The sequence below is a fragment of the Staphylococcus sp. GDB9P120P genome (assembly GCF_017893435.1).
GTDB lineage: Bacteria > Bacillota > Bacilli > Staphylococcales > Staphylococcaceae > Staphylococcus > Staphylococcus cohnii.
In genome coordinates this window covers 653,599-677,384 of the sequence record NZ_JAESNB010000008.1, presented here as the reverse complement: position 1 = coordinate 677,384, position 23,786 = coordinate 653,599, and the positions used below count along the sequence as shown (strand labels likewise).

Here is a 23,786-nt window from a genome sequence, read left to right as displayed (position 1 = left end):
AATGAATGCAATAAGTAATTAGAAAGGTGTTAAATATGTTCCATAACGAAAGTGCGCATTTTGTAAATGGCATTATATTAAATGTGAGAGACAAAGATGAAATGAAAAAATTTTATGGAGACATAATTGGATTAAATGTAGTGAATGAATCATATTCTACGATTCAATATGAGATTGGAAATCTAAATCACTTCATGACACTTAATCAAATAAATATAGGAAGAGAACCACTTGTTTCAGAAGCAGGTTTATTTCACTTAGCTATTAAATTACCAACAAAAACAGATTTAGCAGACCTACTTGTACAATTAAGTGAATATAAAATACCAATCAACGGTGGAGAACATGATATTTCAACTTCATTATATTTAGAAGATACTGAAGGAAATGGCTTAGAGTTTTATGTAGACAATCCAATTGATGAATGGTCTATTGAAAATGAAAAAGCAGTTTTAGAAACAAAACCATTAAATGTACCTAAATTATTAACATATGTCTCAGATGAGAAATGGCAAGGCATTCCTGATGACAGTATTATCGGATATATTAATTTAAAAACAATTCGGTTAAATAGAGTTAAACAATATTATAAAAATTACTTTGGTTTGGTACCATCTTCTGTAGAAACAGAGAGTGCAGTATATTTGGCTTCAAATGGTTATCATCAGCATCTTGTAGTGAATAATTGGCTATCAAGTGTTAAACGCATAGAAAATCATAAAACTTATGGTCTAGCATGCGTAGATTTTCACTTTCCAGAAACAACACATAAATTATTGACTGGTCCCGACGGAATTCAGTTTAGATTTAATTATTATTCTGTACTTTAAAATAATGTCTATTTGAATAATGTTTCAAAAAAATAACTTAATATTTGAACTGTAACTTTTTTTATAAGTTTGATTAGGATATAATGAGAGTTGTTGTAAAAATCGACCGCACGTAGAATAAATAGGAGGTACAGACATGAAACGTCAGTACTATATTGGTACTTCTATATTTATAACAATTGTTATACTTATATTAGATCAAATCACAAAATTTATAATAACTAAAACAATGCAAATTGGTGACTCATTTGAAGTAATCCCTAATTTTTTGAGCATCACTTCACATAGAAATAATGGTGCAGCATGGGGGATTTTAAGTGGAAAAATGGCTTTTTTCTATATCATAACTGTCATTATTCTAATTATACTCATTGTCTTTTTTATAAAAGAAGCGAAGCATAATTTATTGATGCAAATTGCTATAAGTTTATTGTTTGCTGGTGCTTTAGGTAACTTTATTGACCGTGTATTAAACGGTGAAGTTGTAGACTTTGTTGATACTTATATATTTAGTTATAATTTTCCAATATTTAACGTAGCTGATTCTAGTTTAACTATAGGCGTCGTTTTAGTAATAATCGCTTTGTTAAGGGATATGAGGACAGAAGAATAGGAGAGATAGTGTATGGAGTTTCATGAGTTTAACATAGAAGACCCAGCTAACGCAGGACAACGAATAGATAAACTTTTGCCTGAGTTTAATGCTGAATGGTCACGTACTCAAATGCAAGATTGGATTAAAGAAGGTTTAGTTAAAGTCAATGATAAAGTGATAAAATCCAATTATAAAACTAAGCTAAATGATAAAATTGTAGTAACTGAAAAAGAAATTGTTGAGGCAGATATTAAGCCAGAAAATCTTAATCTAAATTTTTATTATGAAGATGATGATGTCGCAATTGTTTATAAACCTAAGGGTATGGTAGTACATCCTTCTGCAGGTCATTATACAGGTACATTAGTAAATGGTTTAATGTATCAAATGAAAGACTTATCTGGTATAAATGGTGAAATACGTCCGGGAATTGTACATCGTATTGATAAAGATACTTCAGGTTTATTAATGATTGCGAAAAACGATATTGCACATCGTAGTTTAGTTGAACAATTGATAGATAAATCAGTCACGCGTAAATACATTGCATTAGTACATGGTAACATTCCACATGATTATGGTACTGTTGATGCACCTATTGGTCGAAATAAAAATGACCGTCAATCTATGGCTGTAGTCGATGATGGTAAAGACGCAATCACTCACTTTAATGTATTAGAACATTTTAATAAGTATACTTTAATAGAATGTCAGTTAGAAACAGGTCGTACCCACCAAATTCGTGTGCATATGAAATATATTGGTTATCCATTAGTAGGAGATCCAAAATATGGTCAGAAGAAAACATTAGATATTGGTGGTCAAGCATTGCATGCGGCAGTAATTGGTTTTGAACATCCAGTTACACAAGCTTACATTGAAAAGACTTCACCTTTACCAGATGATTTTGAACAACTTTTAAATGATATTCGTAAATCTGATAATTAATAAGGCTAAGTTATATGACAAATTGAAAGTCATACCATGATATTTGAATTGAAGCGATTGCTTTTACAAATCGAACTATATTCTAATATAGACTTGCAACGACATGTTATTCATGATAATATAATGACAGTTTAATAAAGAACGAACGTCTTTAATTGAAAGTCCAGAGAGGCTTCGAAGACATGTAATGAAAATAGAATATACAAACAAAGCATTTTAGTCACAAAAATAGCTAAAAGCCATCGTAGTTTTATAGTAAACGCGATAAAAATCGTAATCACAGACACAAAATGGGTTATGATGGAGAAATCATCTGAAATTCAGAAATGTCTCTGCTTTTTGTTTGTAATATTTTATTATGCAACCTCATGTCTTCTGAAGATGTGAGGTTTTTTTATATCATTAAGATTAAGGTAGGTGCCCAAAATGTCAGAACGAGTGATTATGGATGAAGCAGCAATACAAAGAACAGTGACACGTATTGCACATGAAATCTTAGAATATAATAAAGGTACTGATGATTTAATTTTGTTAGGCATTAAAACAAGAGGGGCATTTTTAGCGCGACGAATACAACAAAAAATCGAACAAATTGAAGAAATCACTGTTCCAACAGGTACCATTGATATTACACAATTTAGAGATGATTTGGAACAGACAATAGATCAAGCTGCAGAACAAACGTATGAAATTGATGTCAATATAACAAATCAAGTCGTAATTATAGTGGATGATGTTTTATATACTGGACGCACAGTTAGAGCATCACTTGATGCAGTACTTCAATATGCAAGACCTAGAAAAATAGGGCTAGCAACACTTATCGATCGCGGTCATAGAGAACTGCCGATACGCGCAGACTTTGTTGGTAAAAACATACCTACTGCTAGAGAAGAAGCTGTCTCAGTTTTTCTTAGTGAAATAGATAATAGAAATGCAGTTGTAATTGAATAAATCAACACCTTTTAATTCAGTACGAGAGACTGAAAAAGGGAAGAGAATCATGTGGAAGTCAAAATGAAGTTTCAAAGCAACCACATTTCAAAATATAGTTATATTATATAAAACATATACTATAGATTCTCTCCATATCATCTAATCTTAATTTAAGCCTAGTATTCAAATAACAAACCTTACGCTTTAAGCAGTAATTTTGTTTGAATGAGCTAAATTTTGATTTGAGGATTGATACTTTTTAAGTCTCTTTACATGAAAACAATGTAAAGAGACTTTTTTTATGAGAGGAAGCGGAAAGTCATGGAAAATGAAACAATGTTTGAACGGACAGCTAAACCAGTATTAGATGTACGAGATAAACCTAAATTAGGACAATGGGCATTTTTAAGCACCCAGCATTTATTTGCAATGTTTGGATCGACTGTTCTCGTACCTTTTTTAACTGGATTACCCATATCATCTGCCTTACTAGCATCAGGCATAGGGACATTATTGTATATACTAATTACAAAAGCGAAAATACCAGCATATTTAGGTTCAAGTTTCGCATTTATCACACCAATCATAACTGGATTGAATTCACATGGCTTAGGTGACATGTTAGTGGCATTGTTTATGAGCGGTGTAATGTATGTGCTCATCGGATTAGCTATTAGATTAAGTGGAACAGGGTGGCTTATGCACTTACTCCCTCCTGTAGTTGTCGGACCTGTCATTATGGTGATTGGTTTGAGTCTGGCACCTACTGCGGTTAACATGGCAATGTTTGAAAATTCAGGGGATATGAAGGGTTATAACTTAAGTTATTTAATAGTAGCAATGATTACATTGCTTGTAACGATTATGGTTCAAGGATACTTTAAAGGTTTCTTGTCGCTTATACCTGTATTAATAGGCATTATAACGGGTTACATTGTTTCAATTTTTATGGGACTTGTTAACTTTAAACCTGTAGCCGAAGCAAAATGGCTTCAGTTTCCAGAGGTGTACCTGCCGTTTAAAGATTACACGCCATCATTTCATCTAGGTTTGGTGCTCGTTTTAATACCAATCGTTTTTGTTACGGTAAGTGAGCATATTGGACATCAAATGGTGATTAACAAAATCGTGGGACGAAATTTCTTTAAAGATCCAGGATTAGATAAATCCATTATTGGTGACGGTGTGTCAACAATGTTTGCAAGTATTATAGGTGGTCCTCCAAGTACAACTTACGGAGAAAACATCGGCGTATTAGCTATCACAAAAATTTATAGTATATATGTGATTGGAGGTGCTGCAGTCATAGCTATAATATTAGGATTTGTAGGCAAATTCACAGCATTGGTTTCATCTATACCAACACCTGTTATGGGAGGTGTATCGATATTACTTTTTGGAATTATTGCAGCAAGTGGTCTGAGAATGCTTGTAGAAAGTGAGGTTGATTTTGCAAGTAACCGAAATCTTGTCATTGCATCAGTCATACTAGTAATAGGTATTGGCAACCTCGTCTTCAACTTAAATGGGATAGGTATTAATTTAGAAATTGAAGGTATGGCATTAGCAGCACTAGCTGGTATTCTACTAAACTTAATTTTACCGCAAGAGATTGAAACAAATAGATAAATGTGTATTTCATTATTAGGAGGCTGAAAAAATGGATAATTTACTATCAATGGAACATCTAACTACAAATGAGATTTATGAACTAATCGAAATTGCGAGTGGTATTAAAAACGGATCGTTTAAACCACATAATTATGAAGACAAGTTTGTAGCAAATTTATTTTTTGAAAATTCTACGCGTACGAAAAGTAGCTTTTTAGTGGCAGAGCAAAAATTAGGATTAAAATTGATTGATTTTGAGACGAGCACGTCTTCAGTTCAAAAAGGTGAGAGTTTATACGATACGTGTAAAACATTAGAACAAGTAGGCGCAGATGTTTTAGTAATTAGACATTCAGATACAACATACTATAATGATTTAAATTCACTGAAGTTACCGATTATCAATGCAGGTGATGGAAGTGGACAGCATCCAACACAAAGTTTATTAGACCTTATGACAATATATGAAGAGTATGACACATTTAAAGATTTAAATATTTTAATATGTGGAGATATAAAAAACTCCCGTGTAGCGAGAAGTAACTTCCAAAGTCTAACAGCACTCGGTGCAAATGTTATGTTCTCGAGTCCTGAAGCGTGGAGAGATGACACTTTAGCAGCACCCTATGTTGATATAGATAAAGTGATAGATGATATAGACATTGTCATGTTACTTAGAGTACAGCACGAAAGACATGGAGATGAAGAAACATCAAATTTTGAAAATCAAAATTATCACGAAAACTTTGGTTTGACGAAAGATCGCTATAATCGATTGAAATCATCAGCAATCGTTATGCATCCAGCACCTGTCAATCGCGGTGTTGAAATTGATGATTGTTTAGTTGAAGCAGAAAAATCGCGCATCTTTAAACAGATGGAAAATGGCATGTATACACGAATGGCTGTCATTGAGTATATATTACAAACAAAGGAGGCAGAAATAAATGAAATTGCTAACTAATGCGAAAATCTTAGAAAATGGTGAACTTAAAACCACTTCTATCTTAATAGAAGGTAAAAATATAAAAAAAATTGCGTCAGATATAGAGGTAGATACCGATGTTGAAATCGTTGATTTAAAGGGGGATTTTGTTGCTCCAGGTTTAGTTGATGTACATGTACATTTAAGAGAACCAGGTGGTGAACATAAAGAAACAATTGCAACAGGGACTCAAGCAGCTGCAAGAGGAGGATTTACAACAGTTTGTCCAATGCCAAACACACGCCCTGTACCTGACTCTGTTGAATATTTAGAGCGTTTAAACAAATTAATCGAAGAAAATGCACAAGTTAGAGTTTTACCATACAGTGCAATCACGGTTAGACAAGCAGGTAATGAACACGTTGATTTCGAAGCTTTAGCAAAGTTAGGCACATTTGCCTTTACTGATGATGGCGTAGGTGTACAACAAGCAAATATGATGTATGAAGCCATGCAACAAGCAGCAAAAGTAAATAAAGCAGTAGTTGCGCATTGTGAAGATAATAGTTTGATATATGGTGGTGCTATGCATGAAGGGGAACGTAGTAAAGCTTTAGGCATACCGGGTATACCTAATATTTGTGAAGCGGTACAAATTGCGAGAGATGTTCTGTTAGCTGAAGCAGCAGGGGCACATTACCATGTGTGTCATGTATCTACAAAAGAAAGTGTACGAGCTATAAGAGATGCTAAAAAAGCAGGTATTCATGTAACAGCAGAAGTGACACCACATCATTTATTATTAACTGAAGAGGATGTGCCTGGCGATGATGCAATCTATAAAATGAATCCTCCTTTAAGAAGTAAAGAAGATCGAGCAGCGCTAATCGAAGGATTGTTAGATGGGACAATAGATTGCATTGCTACAGACCATGCACCACATGCGAAAGAAGAAAAAGCACAGCCGATGACAAAAGCACCTTTTGGCATCGTTGGCAGTGAAACAGCATTTCCATTATTGTATACAAACTTTGTGAAAAATGGTGATTGGTCATTGCAACAATTGGTTGACTATTTAACAATCAAGCCATCTCAAATATTTGATTTACCTTATGGAAGATTAGAAGAAGGTGGTTTGGCTGACCTTACTGTCATTAATCTAGAAGAAGAGAAAGAGATTAGGTCAGAAGATTTTGCATCTAAAGGAACCAATACACCTTTTATAGGCGAAAAAGTATTCGGTACTCCAGTATTAACATTGGTAGAAGGTGAAGTTAAATTTAAGGAGGAAAAGTAATGTTGCAAAAACGCTATTTAGTTTTAGAAGATGGAACATATTATGAAGGTTATCCATTGGGTTCAGATCATTTGACGAAAGGTGAAATAGTATTCAATACTGCTATGACTGGATATCAAGAAACGATATCAGATCCATCATACACAGGACAAATTATTACATTTACTTATCCATTGATAGGAAACTATGGAATTAATCGAGATGATTTTGAATCATTGATACCAACATTGAGTGGTGTTGTTGTTAAAGAAGCGAGCACTTATCCGAGTCATTTTCGCATGCAAAAAACATTCCACGAAGTGTTAAAAGACTATGATATACCAGGTATTTCTGGCGTGGATACACGTAGTATTACTCGAAAAATTAGAAACTATGGCGTTTTAAAAGCAGCTTTTACAGATAATAAGGCAGATATTCCGCAATTGTTAGAAGAGTTGAAGGTCATTGAATTACCTAGAGATGAAGTGAAAACAGTGTCTACTAAGACACCATATGTGTCTACTGGCTATGACTTAAGTGTTGTATTAGTAGATTTTGGTAAAAAACAAAATATTGTAAGGGAACTTAATTTACGTGGTTGTAATGTTACAGTTGTGCCTTATGATTCCACGGCAGAAGAAATTATTAGAATGTCACCAGATGGTGTGATGTTATCAAATGGGCCTGGTGATCCAGAAGAAGTCAAAGTTGCAATTAATATGATTAATGGTATTTTAGGAAAAATTCCTTTCTTTGGCATTTGCTTAGGTCATCAATTATTTGCACTTTCACAAGGAGCTACATCGTTTAAAATGAAATTTGGACATAGAGGTGCAAATCATCCTGTGAAAGATTTAAAAACTGGAAAAATAGCATTAACAAGCCAAAATCATGGTTATGCAATTGATAAAGATTCATTAGTTAATACACCATTAGAAATAACACATGTAGCGATTAATGACGGTACAGTTGAAGGGTTAAGACACCAATCATTACCTGCATTTTCAGTTCAATATCATCCTGAAGCAAATCCTGGACCGACAGATTCAAATTATTTGTTTGATGAATTTATTAAAATGATGCATGACTTTAAAGAAAAGGAGCTTTTGACAAATGCCTAAACGTAACGATATTAAAACAATTTTAGTTATAGGATCTGGACCGATTATTATAGGTCAAGCTGCAGAGTTTGATTATGCAGGTACGCAAGCATGCTTAGCATTACGAGAAGAAGGTTATCGTGTTATATTAGTAAATTCAAATCCAGCGACGATCATGACGGATAATGAGATTGCTGACAAAGTCTATATTGAACCTTTAACGCATGACTTTATTGCACGCATTATTCGTAAAGAACAACCTGATGCTTTACTACCAACTTTAGGTGGCCAAACAGGGCTTAATATGGCGATTCAATTACATGATAGCGGCGTATTAGAAGCGAACAATGTACAATTACTTGGTACAAAACTAGCGTCTATTCAACAAGCGGAAGATAGAGAATTATTCAGAGATTTAATGAATGAGCTAGATGTTCCCGTTCCAGAAAGTGATATCGTAAATACTTTAGAACAGGCGTTTGAATTTAAAGAAGTGGTAGGATATCCATTAATTGTGAGACCTGCTTTCACTATGGGAGGTACTGGCGGTGGCATTTGCCATAATGATGAAGAATTCAGACAAGTGGTAACGAATGGCTTACATTACAGTCCTGCAACACAATGTTTAATAGAAAAATCAATCGCAGGTTTTAAAGAGATTGAATATGAAGTGATGCGAGATAAAAATGATAATGCCATTGTTGTTTGTAACATGGAGAATATAGATCCAGTCGGTATACATACAGGGGATTCGATTGTAGTAGCACCTAGTCAAACTTTATCAGATGTTGAATATCAAATGTTACGTGATGTGTCGTTAAAAGTGATTCGTGCTTTAGGCATTGAAGGTGGCTGTAATGTACAACTGGCATTAGACCCACACTCAATGAAATATTATATTATTGAAGTGAATCCACGTGTTTCACGTTCATCAGCTTTAGCTTCAAAGGCTACAGGCTATCCGATTGCAAAATTAGCTGCCAAAATAGCGATAGGTTTATCTTTAGATGAAATGCTGAATCCAATAACTAAAACGTCTTATGCTGCATTTGAACCTACGTTGGACTATGTTATAACAAAAATTCCACGTTTTCCGTTTGATAAGTTTGAAAAGGGTGAACGTGTGCTAGGTACACAAATGAAAGCAACTGGTGAGGTAATGGCGATTGGTCGAACATATGAAGAGTCATTATTGAAAGCGATTCGTTCACTTGAATATGGTGTACATCATTTAGGCTTACCAAATGGTGAAACATATGATTTAGATTATATAAAAGCGCGTATACAAGACCAAGATGATGAGCGTTTATTCTTTATAGGAGAAGCTATTAGACGAGGTACATCTTTAGAAGAAATACACGAAATGACTAAGATTGATTATTTCTTCTTAAATAAATTCCTACACATCATTGATATAGAGCATGATTTAAAAGAACACAAAGGGGATATAGACTATTTAAAATTTGCTAAGAGTTATGGTTTTAGTGATCGAATTATCGCACATCGTTTTGATATGTCAGAATCTGAAATTTATAATTTAAGAAAACAACATAATATTTCACCAGTATATAAAATGGTAGATACTTGTGCTGCAGAATTTGAATCAGCTACACCATATTACTATGGCACATATGAACAAGAAAATGAGTCAATCGTCACTGAAAAAGAGAAAATATTAGTTTTAGGTTCAGGACCAATTAGAATCGGCCAAGGTGTAGAATTTGATTACGCAACTGTGCATGCTGTTTGGGCAATTCAGCAAGCTGGTTATGAAGCCATTATCGTCAATAATAATCCTGAAACAGTGTCTACAGACTTCTCAATTTCAGACAAATTATATTTTGAACCACTAACAGAAGAAGATGTAATGAATATTATAAATATTGAACAACCAAAAGGTGTAGTAGTTCAGTTTGGTGGTCAAACTGCGATTAATTTAGCAGATAAAATTGAAAAGTATGGCGTGAAAATTTTAGGTACATCACTTGAAGATCTGAACCGTGCTGAAGATCGTAAAGAATTTGAGGCGCTGTTACATAAGATTGATGTGCCTCAACCTAACGGTAAAACAGCAACTTCAGCTGAAGAAGCGCTCAAAAATGCACGTGCAATCGGTTATCCTGTAGTAGTTAGACCATCATATGTATTAGGTGGACGTGCTATGGAAATCGTATATAACGATGAAGAGTTAACCAATTATATGAACCAAGCAGTGAAAGCGAGTCCGGATCATCCTGTATTAGTTGATAGATATCTCACAGGTAAAGAAATAGAAGTCGATGCTATCTCAGATGGTGAAACGGTAATTATACCTGGGATTATGGAACATATTGAACGCGCTGGTGTTCATTCAGGTGATTCGATTGCAGTATATCCTCCACAAACCTTGACACAAGAAGAGCTTAAAACACTAGAAGATTATACAATTCGCTTAGCGAAAGGCCTAAATATCATAGGTTTAATCAATATACAATTTGTCATTGCACATGATGGTGTATATGTTTTAGAAGTGAACCCTCGTGCGAGTCGTACAGTTCCTTTCTTAAGTAAAATTACGCATATACAAATGGCACAGTTGGCCATGCGTGCAATTATAGGTGAGCAACTTACAGATTTAGGATATCGCGAAGGTGTTCAACCATATAGTGAAGGTGTCTTTGTCAAAGCACCGGTATTTAGTTTTAATAAATTGAAAAATGTAGATATCACATTAGGACCTGAAATGAAGTCAACTGGAGAAGTCATGGGCAAAGATTCAACTATGGAAAAGGCTTTATATAAAGGTTTGACAGCAAGTGGTATGGAAGTTAAAGATTATGGCACGGTATTGATGACTGTAAGTGATAAAGACAAAGATGAAATTGTGAATATCGCAGCTCGTTTAAATGAAGTCGGTTATAAAATATTAGCTACTGAAGGTACTGCTAAAAAATTAGAAAATAACCATATAACTGCAGAAACTGTAGGGAAAATTGGCGGAGAAGACGATTTATTATCACGTATACAAACGAATGATGTGCAAATTGTGATTAATACAATGACAAAAGGAAAAGAAGTTGAACGTGATGGTTTCCAAATTAGACGTGCCTCTGTAGAAAATGGTGTACCTTGTCTAACTTCATTAGATACAGCGGAAGCATTAACATCGGTTATAGAAAGTATGACTTTTACAATGAAAAATATGTAAAATTTAGTTTCCAATGTTAAGAAAACTAAAACAATTGTTTATGTTTAAGTGAAAATTATGAAATTGGCAGTAGATGGCTAGGACGAAAAATGGTTTCATAAATTTTTCTCCTAGTTGTCCTTGTCAGGGTAAAAAATTTAAAAATATCATTGCTGTCATATGCCTTTACGTGCTTGGCAAATATAATGAAAAAGATACTATGAGAGGCGATATATATGCAAAATAATCTACCAATCATTGCTTTAGATTTTGATTCAGCAGAAGCAGTTGAACAATTCTTAGATCAATTTGATGAACCTTTATTTGTCAAAGTCGGGATGGAACTTTTTTATCAAACTGGTCCGTCATTAATCACTAATATTAAAAAACGTGGTCATCGCATATTCTTAGATTTAAAATTACATGATATTCCTAACACTGTTGGCAAAGCAATGGAAGGCTTAGGTAAATTAGATGTCGATTTAGTAAATGTACATGCGGCTGGTGGTTCAGAAATGATGAAACGCGCCTTAGAAGGCATTAAAAAACATAATAATGATATTAAAATTATTGCAGTGACACAATTAACGTCAACTACAGAAATAATGTTACATGATGAACAAAATATCCAAAGTACAATGGATGAAGCGGTTTTGAATTATGCGCGTTTAGCCAAATTATCAGGTTTAGATGGCGTTGTATGTTCACCACTGGAGGCAAAATTATTAACACGAGAATTGGGTGAAGATTTCTTGAAAGTGACGCCAGGCATTCGACCGGAAAATACTTCCTCCGATGATCAGCAACGTGTTACGACACCAGAAAAGGCAAGCATTTTTGGTGCTACACATATTGTTGTGGGGCGACCAATCACGCAGAGTGAAACTCCGGTTAAGAGTTACCAAAAAATTAAAGAAAGTTGGTTGAAATCAAATGACTAAATCAATTGCACAAGCATTGTTAGACATAAAAGCTGTATCATTATCTCCCAATGATCCGTTTACTTGGAGTTCAGGCATTAAATCACCAATATATTGTGATAATCGCGTTACATTAGGTTTTCCAGACGTACGTAATCATATTAGAGATGGTCTACAAGCATTGATTGAATCACATTTTAAAGATATTGAAGTTATATCAGGTACTGCAACAGCCGGTATACCGCATGCAGCTTATGTCTCAGAAGTGATGAACTTACCGATGAACTATGTTCGATCAAAAAGTAAAAGCCATGGTAAACAGAATCAAATTGAAGGCGCATCAAGTGAAGGGAAAAATGTAGTAGTTATAGAAGATTTAATATCTACAGGTGGTTCTTCAATAACTGCAGTAGAAGCATTGAAAGCTGCTGGTGCAAATGTCATTGGTGTAGTAGCGATCTTTACTTATGGTTTGAAAAAAGCAGACGAACAATTTGCACAAGCTGGAGTTCCTTTCTATACATTAAGTAATTATAATGAATTAATTGAAGTTGCAAGAGAAAATGGAGAAATTTCTGAAAATGATATTACTACATTAGTTGATTGGAGAGATAACTTGTCATAAAATGTTAAGTGGAGGGGATGTTATGACAAAAGACTCGAAAGTAGCCTATAATCATTTTGCTCATTTAAATAAATTCCTCAAAAAATCAGAAGACTATAGAGCACAATCAACTTCAGAAGACGAAAATAAATGGGTATTTAACGCTACAGAATCAAATATTTATAAAAAATCCAAATCAAACCTTAAGCAAAAAGGCCATATTAAATAACCATTATTTGTAAATATATTGTGGAAATTTGAAATAACGCAAAAAAATTATGTAATTATATTGATTAGAAAATGCTTAAAAGACTTTTATATATTGATAAAAGGTCTTTTAGGCATTTTTTAATATGTAAATACATTTTTGTTCATAATTAGTTCACAAAGTAGGTTTTAAATAATAAATATCATATGAAATTCCAAGATAGAAAGGAATGAATGAATTTGAAACATAAAAAATTTGATATTGTTGCACTATTTTTACTCATTGGTGTGTTTATGGCGGCTTTAGACAACGGTATTATTAGTGCAGCGTTAACTACAATAAATCAATCCTTTGAAATTTCAGCACAAATGGGATCATGGGGAATAACGATTTATACATTAGGTATGGCTGTAACCACACCTATAGCAGGTAAACTTGCTGATATGTATGGCTGTAAAAAAATATTTATAATTGAAGTGATTTTATTTGGTTTTGGATCATTGTTAGTTGCATTAAGTCCTAATTATACGTTCTTTATCATTGCACGTTTAATTCAATCGTTTGGTGGTGGCGGTTTATTTGTAATCGCTAGTTCACATATCATTTCTACATATACCAAAGAAAAGCAAGGTAGTATGCTTGGTGGATTAGGAGCAATGAATGGTATTGCTTCGGTATTAGGACCAAATATTGGAAGTTTATTAATTAATGTAAGTGGTACATGGCATTGGTTATTCTTGATCAATGTCCCAGTGGCAATAATGATTGTCATTTTTATGATGATTAAAATGCCAGAAACACAAGAAAAAGTTAAAACCAAAATTGATAAATATGCCATCATTGTATTTTCATTTTCAACGTTATTAATGATGTTTGCGATTAATAATATACAAACTGGTAATATTGCTAATAGTATACTCAGTTTTTCGGTGATTGGTTTATTTGTATTGGCTATGATTGGCTATGGTATTTTAATTTTAGTGGAATATAAAAATGAAGCGACTGATATAGATGCTTTCTTACCTTTTTATTTACTGAAAAAGCCAGCTTTTTCAGTGGTATTGATTATGGGCGTTTTATCTGGGATGTTAATTGGATCAATTATTTTCATTCCTTCATTTGTTGAAAACGTATTGCATGTTAAAGCTGCTAACAGTGGATATTGGATGACGCCCTTGGCATTAGCTTCAGGTGTAGGCGCATCAATGGGTGGAAAGATTGTAGATAAAAAAGGTCCTATATTTGCATTAGTGATTGCAAGTATCATTAGTATGATTGGCTATGGTGGTTTAGCCTTTTTAACTTATTCAACTATGCCATTTCTAGTATTTTCAATAATTGCAGGCTTAGGCTTTGGTTTTACTATTGGCGCACCAATGACTGTATTAGCAACTAAGTCAGCACATTCAGCTAAAAATAATAGTACAGTTATTGGAACATTATCAGTTTCTAGACAAGTCGGAATTACTATTGCACCGACAATGTTTACGACATTTATTCAATTCGGATATAGCCAAATGGGGAGTAAAATTAAAGAAAGTATAAATTCAGCCCATTTTGGACTCAAAGACATACCAGTTTCTTTAATGAACATAATGGAGCATCGTTCAGGTAATCTTACTAAAATATTAGGGCAAGTAAATCAAATTTCTAACGATACATTAAGACGTGCAATCACAAATGGTATTGAAGATGCAACACATCTTGCGTATATGCCAATATTTTTAACTGCAGTTATTGCATCTTTTATCATCTTGTTACTTGTTACGCTTTTTAGAAAAGAATTTAAATAAAGTGAAAATTTAGCAAGTGAGTAAATGGTATAGATTTTTTATAGAAGTTTCGGTTAACTTCAAAAACAAAAACGCAGAAACGTAGATAAGATTATATTGTCTACGTTTCTGCGTTATTTGAATGTTGCTATATGAAAACGACTGAAATCATTCACGATTTGAAATGATTAAAAAGAAATGTGATAAAGTTGTTATATAAAAATTATTAACGAATCATAATTTTAATGATGATAAAGCCAATGAGTATCACTAAAGCTGCAATAAGTAACGGTATAATATAATAAAGCATGAAATACCTCCAATTGTATTTGTATTTATTTTAACTATAAATATTCAAAAGTAAAATGATTTTATTGTTTTAAGCCGTCAAAGTTTTCAATAACACACGCTTTAGAAATTAATGTTGCAAACTACACTAAGTGGTATATTGAAATAGGTTGTGTTACATTTGCAATTATACTATGTAACAACAAATAATGTTATATTTTCAATTAATTTGGTTTTTAATTCAATTTGTGAGAAAAAAACGCATTTGTAAAATCAAAATGAAGCATGATTTGAATACGCTTTTCTAGCTTACCTTAATTAAATTTATATTATCAAATGTAAGGGGAAATGATATGAAGTTTGTGAAACAACTACTAAAAAACCATACAAAAAATGTTATTGTCTGTTTAATTGGTGCGTTTGTGAGTGCGATCGCAGTTAATTCATTTATATTAGAATCTAATTTAGGTGATGGGGGTACAGTTGGTATGTCATTGGCATTAAAATATGCATTTGGCTTTTCACCTGCTATATCCTCTTTAATTATAAATACATTGGTCATTATTGTAGGATGGCGTTTTTTGAGTACCAGAACAGCAGTATATACTTTTATTGCCAATACAGCGATATCTATCTTTTTAGATTTAACTGAAAACTTTAAAACAGGTATTGATAATTTTGTAATAAATGCTTCTTTTGGAGGGGTATTAGTAGGTGTAGGTATAGGATTAGTAATTACTTCTGGGGGCGTGATAGGGGGTACATCAGTCATTGCTAAGATGTTAAATAAATATTTTGACATCAAAACATCACAAGGTATTTTTGTTTTAGATGCTCTGGTTGTCTTATCCTTTTTATTTGTCTTACCATTAGAAAATGTCTTGTTTACTGTAATTATGATATTTATCACTGAACGTGCAACTGCATTTATTATTGAAGGATTCTATCCTAAAAAAGCAGTTACTGTGATATCAAGTAAAAATGAGATAATTAGTGATGAAATCAATAGTTTTACAGGTAGAGGCTCGACACTTTTAAAAGGGAAAGGTGGTTATGGTAAAAATGAAACAAGTATGTTGTATGTTGTAGTGCCACAATCACAAGTGACCAGAGTTAAAAAGCTTGTAAATGAGGTAGATGAAAATGCCTTTTTAGTTATTCATGATGTGAGAGATGTATTAGGAAACGGATTTATGAATTTATCTTAATTATAGATCTTTATAGGTGCTATGCTTCAAATTATTTGTTAATTGCTAATTTAATTCGTTCGATTTTTTTAAGAATTTGTTTTATTCTATATTTAAGATGTTTTAAGGAGGCAATTTAATGGCAATTCCAAAAATAACGACATTTCTTATGTTTAATGGACAAGCAGAGGAAGCAATCAATCTGTATGTAGAAGCATTTGAAGATGCAGAAATATTAACGATGGTTAAATATGAAGAAGATGATAAAGAACCTACTGGTGCAGTGCAACATGCTATCTTTCGTTTGAAAGATCAAGTTTTTATGGCGATTGATAATATGAATGGTGTCGATGTGGACATGAATCCAGCAATGTCATTATATGTTACGGTAGACAGTCCATTAGAAATGGAAAGATTATTTAGTAAATTAAAAAGTGGTGGGGCAATTTTAATGCCTAAAACTGAAATGCCACCATTTAGAGAATTTACATGGATTGTAGATAGATTTGGCGTTAATTTTCAACTCGCGTTACCAGAAAAAAATAAATATTAAAAAGGCTAAGATTAAGCATCGTACACATGTTGTGTGTACTAATTGCTCATAATCTTAGCCTTGTTTTTAATTTATAGGGACATGGTTACTACAACTTTAAAGTATTTTATGTTTATGATGTCACTTTCATTTTTTGAATATGGTCGTAATCAGGTGTAGCATAGAGTGTTTTTTGATGATCATATGTTACAAACCCTGGTTTTGCACCAGAAGGTTTATGAACGTGTTTAATTTCAGTGTAATCTACTGGTATTTGACCAGAATTACCAGCTTTTGAATAATAGCCAGCCAGCATAGCCGCTTCTTTTATGGTATTTTCACTAGGTGCATCATTTAAGATCACCACATGAGAACCAGGAATGTCTTTTGTATGAAACCACAAATGCTGTTTGCTTGCCTTTTTATTTGTTAAATAATCATTTTGCTTATTATTCTTTCCTACAAGCATAGTATCTCCGTCACTTGAGACATATTCCTGTAATTGAATGGAAGGTTTCTTTTTCTTATTTTTTTGTTTGCGTTGTTTCATATAGCCCTGTTCGGCAAGTTCTTCTCTAATGTCATCAATATCTTCCACGGATATATGTGTAAGTTGTTGTTCTATATTTTCAAAATATGTGATGTTTTCTTTAGTTAAATCAATTTGACGTGTTAATTCATGTGCACGTGTTTTCAATTTATTATATTTTTTATAATACATTTGGGCATTTGTTGCTGGTGATTTTGTGGTATCTAAAGGAATGGTTACTTCATTACCATCATAATAATTAGTAGTCGTCAGATACTCATCACCTTGTTTAATTCTATAAATATTGGCAGTGATTAATTCACCAAATAATTGTTGTACTTCTTTATCTTTAGTACCTTCTTGTTCATCGATTAGTTTACTTAATTTATTTTGATATTTATGCAACTGTTGCTGTACAAATTTAACTAAATCATTTGCACGTTGTTTTACGCGTTCTCTTTCGCCTCTGGCATCATAATATCTATCTAATAAATCATGTAAAGAATCATATTCAACCATATCATCGTAAAACTGATTTAAATGCATGAAGTAGAAATCTTCTTTTCCTGTTTCATGATTTTTATGAAAAACAGGGGTAGGTAATTCCTTTGTCTCATTCATTACAGAATCAAATGCCTCTGGTAACGTTTCAGTTGTCATAAATTGTTTGCGATTGACGATTTCGTTCGTAATTAAAGGACTAAAGCCTTCAAATTGATTTAATAGCTGTCTAGCGATTTTTCCACTATTGAAATCAATGAATTTTAAAGCTTCTGTACCTGTAATATCATATGGATTTGTTTTATTTTGCGTAGGAGGTGCTTCGTATTGAAACCCAGGCATTACTGTACGATATTGATTTGTATTAGGCGTCAAATGTTTAAAACCTTCAATAATCTTGCGTTGATCATCTACTAATATTAAATTACTGTGTTTCCCCATTATTTCTAAAATAACTGTACGGTAAGTGGTATCACCAATTTCATCTTTACTGTGTATATCTATTTCTACACGTCTATCATTTCCAATTTGTCTTATTGCTTTAATAAAACCACCCTCTAAATGTTTACGAAATACTCTTGCAAACATTGGTGGTTCAAATGGATTATCGTATTTTTTATCTGTTAAATGCATTCTAGCAAAACTAGGATGGATCGAGAGTAGAAGTTGATGGTTTTTACGATTTTGACGTATTACCATGATGATTGTATCGTTTTCAGGTTGATTGATTTTATGAATTCTACCATCAACGAGAAATTGTAAAGATTCTACCATTTTTCGTGTAAATAAACCATCGTATGCCATTACTATCAGCCACCTTATTTTTAGTCATTCATCATATTGTAACATGATGAAAAGATTTGGTCATGAGCAAAGATTGTTTGAACGTATGCTATACAACCAAACGCTCATTATGGTATCATAGTTTAATAATAGAAGAATAGCTTAGAGAGGTAGTAAGGCATGGATAATGAGAAAGGTTTGTTGATTGTACTTTCTGGACCTTCTGGTGTAGGAAAAGGTACAGTTAGAAAAAAAATATTTGATGACCCAACCACATCTTATAAATATTCTATCTCGATGACGACACGTAATATGCGTGAAGGTGAAGTCGATGGTGTAGATTATTTCTTCAAAACAAAATCAGAGTTTGAAGCATTAATTAAACAAGATCAATTTATAGAATATGCAGAGTATGTGGGTAATTATTATGGTACACCGGTGCAATACGTAAAAGATACTATGGACCAAGGACATGACGTATTTTTAGAAATTGAAGTAGAAGGTGCCAAACAAGTTCGTAAAAAGTTCCCTGATGCATTATTTATTTTTCTAGCACCACCAAGTTTAGATCATTTACGTGAACGTTTAGTAGGACGTGGTACTGAGTCTGATGAAAAAATTCAAAGTAGAGTACTCGAAGCTCGTAAAGAAGTTGAAATGATGAATTTATATGATTATGTTGTGGTTAATGATGAAGTTGAATTAGCTAAGCAACGTATTCAATCTATTGTTGAAGCTGAGCATTTGAAAAGGGAAAGAATTGAAGCAAAATATAGAAAAATGATATTGGAGGCAAAAAAATAATGTTATATCCACCATTAAATGATTTAACATCAAAAATCACATCAAAGTATTTAATCGCTACGACTGCTGCTAAACGTGCACGTGAGTTAGACGAGCATCCAAATAGTACGCTATTAAGCAAATATAATTCTGAAAAATCAGTGGGAAAAGCATTGGAAGAAATTGCTGGCGGCGAAATTTATCCTGAAACTACTAAATAACACTTTCTAAGCGAATATTGAATAATATAATTTTATAATTTTGAAAAGTACACCGGGTTAATGATGTGCACTTCAAAAGTCGGACGCATGCGATGACTTTGAGGTTTCATAGCCAAGGTGTGCTTTTTTAATTTGGACATTAATTTGTGTATAATAAGCAGTAACCATATTTATACTTAAAGCAATATAGCTAAAATATTAAAAGTTAATTTAACTAATGAAAATGAAAACATGCTATGTAATCCTATACATTAAACTAATGCGGAATAAAAACATTTGTCTATATTTAGTTATATTGAAGATTAAATATATAAACTACTATGTTAAACCATTAATAGAAAGATATAAATTATTTGGAGGAGAACTACGATGAAAAATATATTACTTGCTGTAACTGGTGGTATCGCTGCGTATAAAGCAATAGATTTAACGAGTAAACTCACACAGGCTGATTATAATGTCAGAGTGATGTTAACAGACCATGCACAAGAGTTTGTAACTCCTTTAGCTTTTCAAGCCATCGGTAGAAATCCTGTTTATACGAGCACTTTTAAAGAAGACAATCCAGAAGAAATTCAACATGTAGCTTTAGGAGATTGGGCAGATGCAATTGTAGTTGCACCGGCAACTGCAAATATAATCGCTAAACTAGCAAACGGTATTGCTGATGACATGGTTACATCAACGCTATTAGCTACAGAAACACCTAAATTTATCGCTCCAGCAATGAATGTACATATGTATGAGAATAAAAGAACGCAACATAATTTAGCAACGTTAAGTTCAGATGGTTATTATTTCTTAGAACCTGGTGAAGGTTTCTTAGCATGTGGCTACGTTGCAAAAGGTAGAATGGAAGAACCTTTGCAAATTGTAGAAAGGCTAAATCAATATTTTCAACACGACATATCAACACCCAAAAATAGTAGATTTAACGGTATGAAAGCTTTGGTGACTGCTGGACCAACCATAGAAGAACTAGATCCAGTTCGTTATTTATCCAATCGCTCATCAGGTAAAATGGGATATGCGCTAGCAGAATCTTTAGCTCAAAGAGGGGCGACCGTGACACTTATATCTGGTCCAACCAAGCTAACACCACCGAAAAATGTGGAAGTCATACAAGTAGAAAGTGCACAGCAGATGTTTGAAGCGGTTAAAACACGATTCGAGAACATGGATATTGTCTTTAAATCTGCAGCAGTATCAGATTATGCTCCAACAGAATTATTAGAGCATAAACTAAAAAAACAACAAGGCGATTTGACGGTTACTTTTAAACGCACACCCGATATTTTAAAATATTTGGGAGAACATAAAGGTAATCAATTTTTAGTTGGTTTTGCAGCAGAAACACAAAACATTGAAACATATGCTCAAAAAAAATTAAAAAGTAAAAACGCAGATGTCATTATAGCGAATAATGTTGGAGATCGCACAATTGGGTTTAGCTCTGATGATAATGCATATACAATGTACTATAAAAACGGTGAAACTATAGCGTTAGGAAAACATAAAAAAGTCATATTAGCGGAGCATATACTAGATAGTTTAGAAACAAGGTGGCAATAAAATGATAGCAAAAGTAATCGTAGATATCCCATCTAAAAGTGTTGACTTTACATTTGATTATTTAATTCCACAAAAATTTCAAGCGATGATTGAAGTTGGTATGCGTGTAATTGTACCTTTTGGACCGAGAACGATACAAGGTTATGTCATGGACATCACTAAGCAACCTGACACTGATATGGATATATCAAAATTAAAAGAAATAAAAGAGATACAAGATATTAAACCTGAATTAACGAAAGAATTAATACAACTTACAGACTGGTATCATACTTATTTTGTTACAAAGCGAATTTCTATGTTAGAGGTTATGCTTCCAAGTGCAATCAAAGCTAAATATACCAAAGTTTTTGCAGTTGAAGATGCTGAAGCTATACCAGAAAAGTTATTAAAACGATTTGACTCGGAAGGGCATTATGCATATAAAGAAGCACAAAAAAATGAAGACTTAACTCTAATTGCACCATTCTTAAAGCAAGGTGCAATTCTTGAAGATACCATTTTATCTCAAAGTTTAAAGAAAAAGAAACAACGTGCAGTGCGCATCGTCGAAGGTTTTGATTATGATATGGTATTAGGCTCTTTAGAAAAATCAAAAAAGCAATATGAATTATATGCTTATTTAATCGATGAAAGTCATCACGTTGTTTTTTTAAAGCAATTAGAAGAAATGGGCTTTTCAAAATCTAGCATTGAGACATTAGCTCGTAAAGGTTTTATTGAGAAATATGATACAACTGTAGAGCGCGATCCTTTTGCGACGCGAGTATTTGAACAAGATCAAAAGCAACAACTTACGCAAGAACAACAAGAAGCATATAATGCCATACTTGAGACGATTAATAAAAGTGAACAACGGACATTTTTATTACACGGCGTGACGGGTTCTGGAAAGACTGAAGTTTACTTACAAACCATAGAAAAAGTACTCAATCAGGACAAACAAGCGATGATGTTAGTACCGGAAATTGCACTCACACCCCAAATGGTATTAAGATTTAAACAAAGATTTGGGGACGAAGTTGCAGTTTTACATTCAGGGTTATCTAAGGGCGAACGTTATGATGAATGGCAAAAAATTAGAGATGGTAAAGCGAGTGTGAGCGTTGGTGCTCGTTCCAGTGTGTTTGCCCCTTTTAAAGATTTAGGTATGATTATTATTGATGAAGAGCACGAGTCTTCGTATAAACAAGAGGACTATCCAAGATACCATGCTAGAGATATTGCACAATGGCGCAGTCAATATCATCAATGTCCTTTAGTATTAGGCAGTGCCACGCCAAGTTTAGAGACATATGCACGTGCAACTAAAGGTGTTTATGAACTTTTATCATTACCTCATAGAGTGAATCAACAAGCTTTGCCAGAAGTGAACATCGTAGATATGCGTGCTGAACTTGCATCTGGAAATCGTTCTATGTTTTCAGAAGATTTGCGTCATGCGATTCAAGAGCGGTTAGATAAAAAAGAACAAGTTGTTTTATTTTTAAATAGACGTGGCTATGCGTCATTTATGTTGTGTCGTGATTGCGGTCATGTACCTCAATGTCCTAATTGTGATATTTCTCTAACATATCATAAATCAACGGATCAATTGAAATGCCATTATTGTGGTCATCAAGAAATCCCTCCCAATAAGTGTCCTAACTGTGAAAGTGAACACATTAGACAGGTTGGTACGGGTACGCAAAGAGTTGAAGAATTATTACAAGAAAATTTTCAGGAAGCAAAGATTATTCGTATGGATGTAGATACAACTTCTCGAAAAGGTGCACATGAACAATTATTAGATGACTTTGGTTCAGGTAAAGGGGATATTTTACTGGGGACACAAATGATAGCGAAAGGTTTAGACTTTCCAAACATTACATTAGTTGGCGTATTAAATGCTGATACGATGTTGAATTTGCCTGACTTTAGAGCTAGTGAGCGTACATATCAATTGTTGACACAGGTTTCAGGACGTGCAGGCCGCCATGAAAAAGAGGGGCAAGTGATCATACAAACGTATAATCCTGATCATTATGCAATTAAAGATGTTCAAGATAATGACTATCATTCTTTTTTTGAAAAAGAAATGAATTATAGAAAGTTAGGTAAATACCCGCCATACTTCTTTTTAATTAATTTTACGATTGCACACAAAGATATGAAAAAAGTAATGGAAGCTTCTAAACATATACACAAAATATTGTTACAGCATTTATCAGATAAGGCATTAGTGTTAGGCCCTTCTCCAGCAGCTTTATCACGAATTAATAATGAATACCGCTTTCAAATATTAATTAAATATAAAAGCGAACCTTCATTACACGAAGCGCTAAAATATTTAGATGATTTTTATCATGATCAATATTTAAAAGACAAATTATCACTGAAGATTGACATTAATCCTCAAATGATGATGTAGGTCACTATTAAATGTGGTTTAACCGTAGTGTTTAAAAACCTGTTGTTTAGCGATTAAGTTACAGTTTAGATAATTAATATTTTTCTTTT

20 protein-coding genes are annotated in these 23,786 nt (G+C 33.2%); 19 read left to right on the top strand and 1 reads right to left on the bottom strand.

Annotated features, from left to right (window positions below; translation table 11 throughout):
* Window positions 1-35: 35 nt before the first annotated feature.
* From KA856_RS08395 to KA856_RS08325, 15 genes are all read left to right on the top strand, one after another.
* Window positions 36-830, top strand: coding sequence for a VOC family protein (locus KA856_RS08395; protein ID WP_107383725.1), 795 nt, complete (start codon window positions 36-38; stop codon window positions 828-830).
* A gap of 136 nt (window positions 831-966) precedes the next feature.
* Window positions 967-1,443, top strand: coding sequence for a signal peptidase II (lspA, locus tag KA856_RS08390; protein WP_019469324.1), 477 nt, complete (start codon window positions 967-969; stop codon window positions 1,441-1,443).
* Window positions 1,444-1,455: 12 nt separating this feature from the next.
* Window positions 1,456-2,373: an RluA family pseudouridine synthase gene (locus KA856_RS08385; protein WP_107383726.1), complete on the top strand. Its 918-nt coding sequence runs from the start codon at window positions 1,456-1,458 to the stop codon at window positions 2,371-2,373.
* 426 nt (window positions 2,374-2,799) lie between these two features.
* Complete coding sequence (gene pyrR / locus KA856_RS08380) at window positions 2,800-3,327, top strand: bifunctional pyr operon transcriptional regulator/uracil phosphoribosyltransferase PyrR (protein ID WP_107383727.1); 528 nt, start codon at window positions 2,800-2,802, stop codon at window positions 3,325-3,327.
* A 303-nt stretch (window positions 3,328-3,630) separates the two neighbouring features.
* Complete coding sequence (locus tag KA856_RS08375; protein WP_107383728.1) at window positions 3,631-4,938, top strand: uracil-xanthine permease family protein; 1,308 nt, start codon at window positions 3,631-3,633, stop codon at window positions 4,936-4,938.
* A gap of 31 nt (window positions 4,939-4,969) precedes the next feature.
* Complete coding sequence (locus KA856_RS08370; protein ID WP_107383729.1) at window positions 4,970-5,884, top strand: aspartate carbamoyltransferase catalytic subunit; 915 nt, start codon at window positions 4,970-4,972, stop codon at window positions 5,882-5,884.
* Entirely contained in the window at window positions 5,868-7,142 is a 1,275-nt protein-coding gene (locus KA856_RS08365; RefSeq protein ID WP_107383730.1) for a dihydroorotase, read from the top strand. Before KA856_RS08370 ends, KA856_RS08365 begins: the two co-directional genes overlap by 17 nt.
* Complete coding sequence (locus KA856_RS08360) at window positions 7,142-8,242, top strand: carbamoyl phosphate synthase small subunit (protein WP_107383731.1); 1,101 nt, start codon at window positions 7,142-7,144, stop codon at window positions 8,240-8,242. Before KA856_RS08365 ends, KA856_RS08360 begins: the two co-directional genes overlap by 1 nt.
* Complete coding sequence (gene carB / locus KA856_RS08355; protein WP_107383732.1) at window positions 8,235-11,408, top strand: carbamoyl-phosphate synthase large subunit; 3,174 nt, start codon at window positions 8,235-8,237, stop codon at window positions 11,406-11,408. Before KA856_RS08360 ends, carB begins: the two co-directional genes overlap by 8 nt.
* Window positions 11,409-11,623: 215 nt before the next feature.
* A complete protein-coding gene (pyrF, locus tag KA856_RS08350; RefSeq protein WP_107383733.1) occupies window positions 11,624-12,328 on the top strand; it encodes an orotidine-5'-phosphate decarboxylase in 705 nt (234 codons plus the stop codon).
* Window positions 12,321-12,932: an orotate phosphoribosyltransferase gene (gene pyrE, locus KA856_RS08345; RefSeq protein WP_107383734.1), complete on the top strand. Its 612-nt coding sequence runs from the start codon at window positions 12,321-12,323 to the stop codon at window positions 12,930-12,932. Before pyrF ends, pyrE begins: the two co-directional genes overlap by 8 nt.
* 22 nt (window positions 12,933-12,954) lie before the next feature.
* Entirely contained in the window at window positions 12,955-13,140 is a 186-nt protein-coding gene (locus tag KA856_RS08340; RefSeq protein WP_107383735.1) for a hypothetical protein, read from the top strand.
* A gap of 218 nt (window positions 13,141-13,358) precedes the next feature.
* Window positions 13,359-14,912, top strand: coding sequence for an MFS transporter (locus tag KA856_RS08335; protein ID WP_107385914.1), 1,554 nt, complete (start codon window positions 13,359-13,361; stop codon window positions 14,910-14,912).
* 620 nt (window positions 14,913-15,532) lie between these two features.
* A complete protein-coding gene (locus tag KA856_RS08330; RefSeq protein ID WP_210138594.1) occupies window positions 15,533-16,387 on the top strand; it encodes a YitT family protein in 855 nt (284 codons plus the stop codon).
* A 118-nt stretch (window positions 16,388-16,505) separates the two neighbouring features.
* The gene (locus KA856_RS08325) at window positions 16,506-16,919 is read left to right on the top strand and encodes a VOC family protein (protein WP_107385116.1); all 414 of its coding nucleotides are present in this window, start codon (window positions 16,506-16,508) and stop codon (window positions 16,917-16,919) included.
* 112 nt (window positions 16,920-17,031) lie between these two features.
* Here the strand turns inward: KA856_RS08325 and KA856_RS08320 are convergent, their stop codons facing one another.
* Complete coding sequence (locus tag KA856_RS08320) at window positions 17,032-18,732, bottom strand: Rqc2 family fibronectin-binding protein (RefSeq protein WP_107385913.1); 1,701 nt, start codon at window positions 18,730-18,732, stop codon at window positions 17,032-17,034.
* 159 nt (window positions 18,733-18,891) lie between these two features.
* Between KA856_RS08320 and gmk the strand changes: the two genes are divergently transcribed.
* From gmk to priA, 4 genes are all read left to right on the top strand, one after another.
* Window positions 18,892-19,515 (top strand): guanylate kinase, encoded by a 624-nt coding sequence (gene gmk, locus KA856_RS08315; RefSeq protein ID WP_019467771.1) that lies wholly within the window; start codon window positions 18,892-18,894, stop codon window positions 19,513-19,515.
* Complete coding sequence (rpoZ, locus tag KA856_RS08310) at window positions 19,515-19,715, top strand: DNA-directed RNA polymerase subunit omega (RefSeq protein ID WP_107385114.1); 201 nt, start codon at window positions 19,515-19,517, stop codon at window positions 19,713-19,715. The genes gmk and rpoZ overlap by 1 nt, the downstream gene beginning before the upstream one ends.
* Window positions 19,716-20,084: 369 nt before the next feature.
* Window positions 20,085-21,287 carry a bifunctional phosphopantothenoylcysteine decarboxylase/phosphopantothenate--cysteine ligase CoaBC gene (gene coaBC, locus KA856_RS08305; protein ID WP_210138593.1) on the top strand — a complete coding sequence of 401 codons (1,203 nt, stop codon included), beginning with the start codon at window positions 20,085-20,087 and terminating at the stop codon, window positions 21,285-21,287.
* Window position 21,288: 1 nt separating this feature from the next.
* Window positions 21,289-23,697 (top strand): primosomal protein N', encoded by a 2,409-nt coding sequence (priA, locus tag KA856_RS08300; protein ID WP_119535974.1) that lies wholly within the window; start codon window positions 21,289-21,291, stop codon window positions 23,695-23,697.
* Window positions 23,698-23,786: the final 89 nt, after the last annotated feature.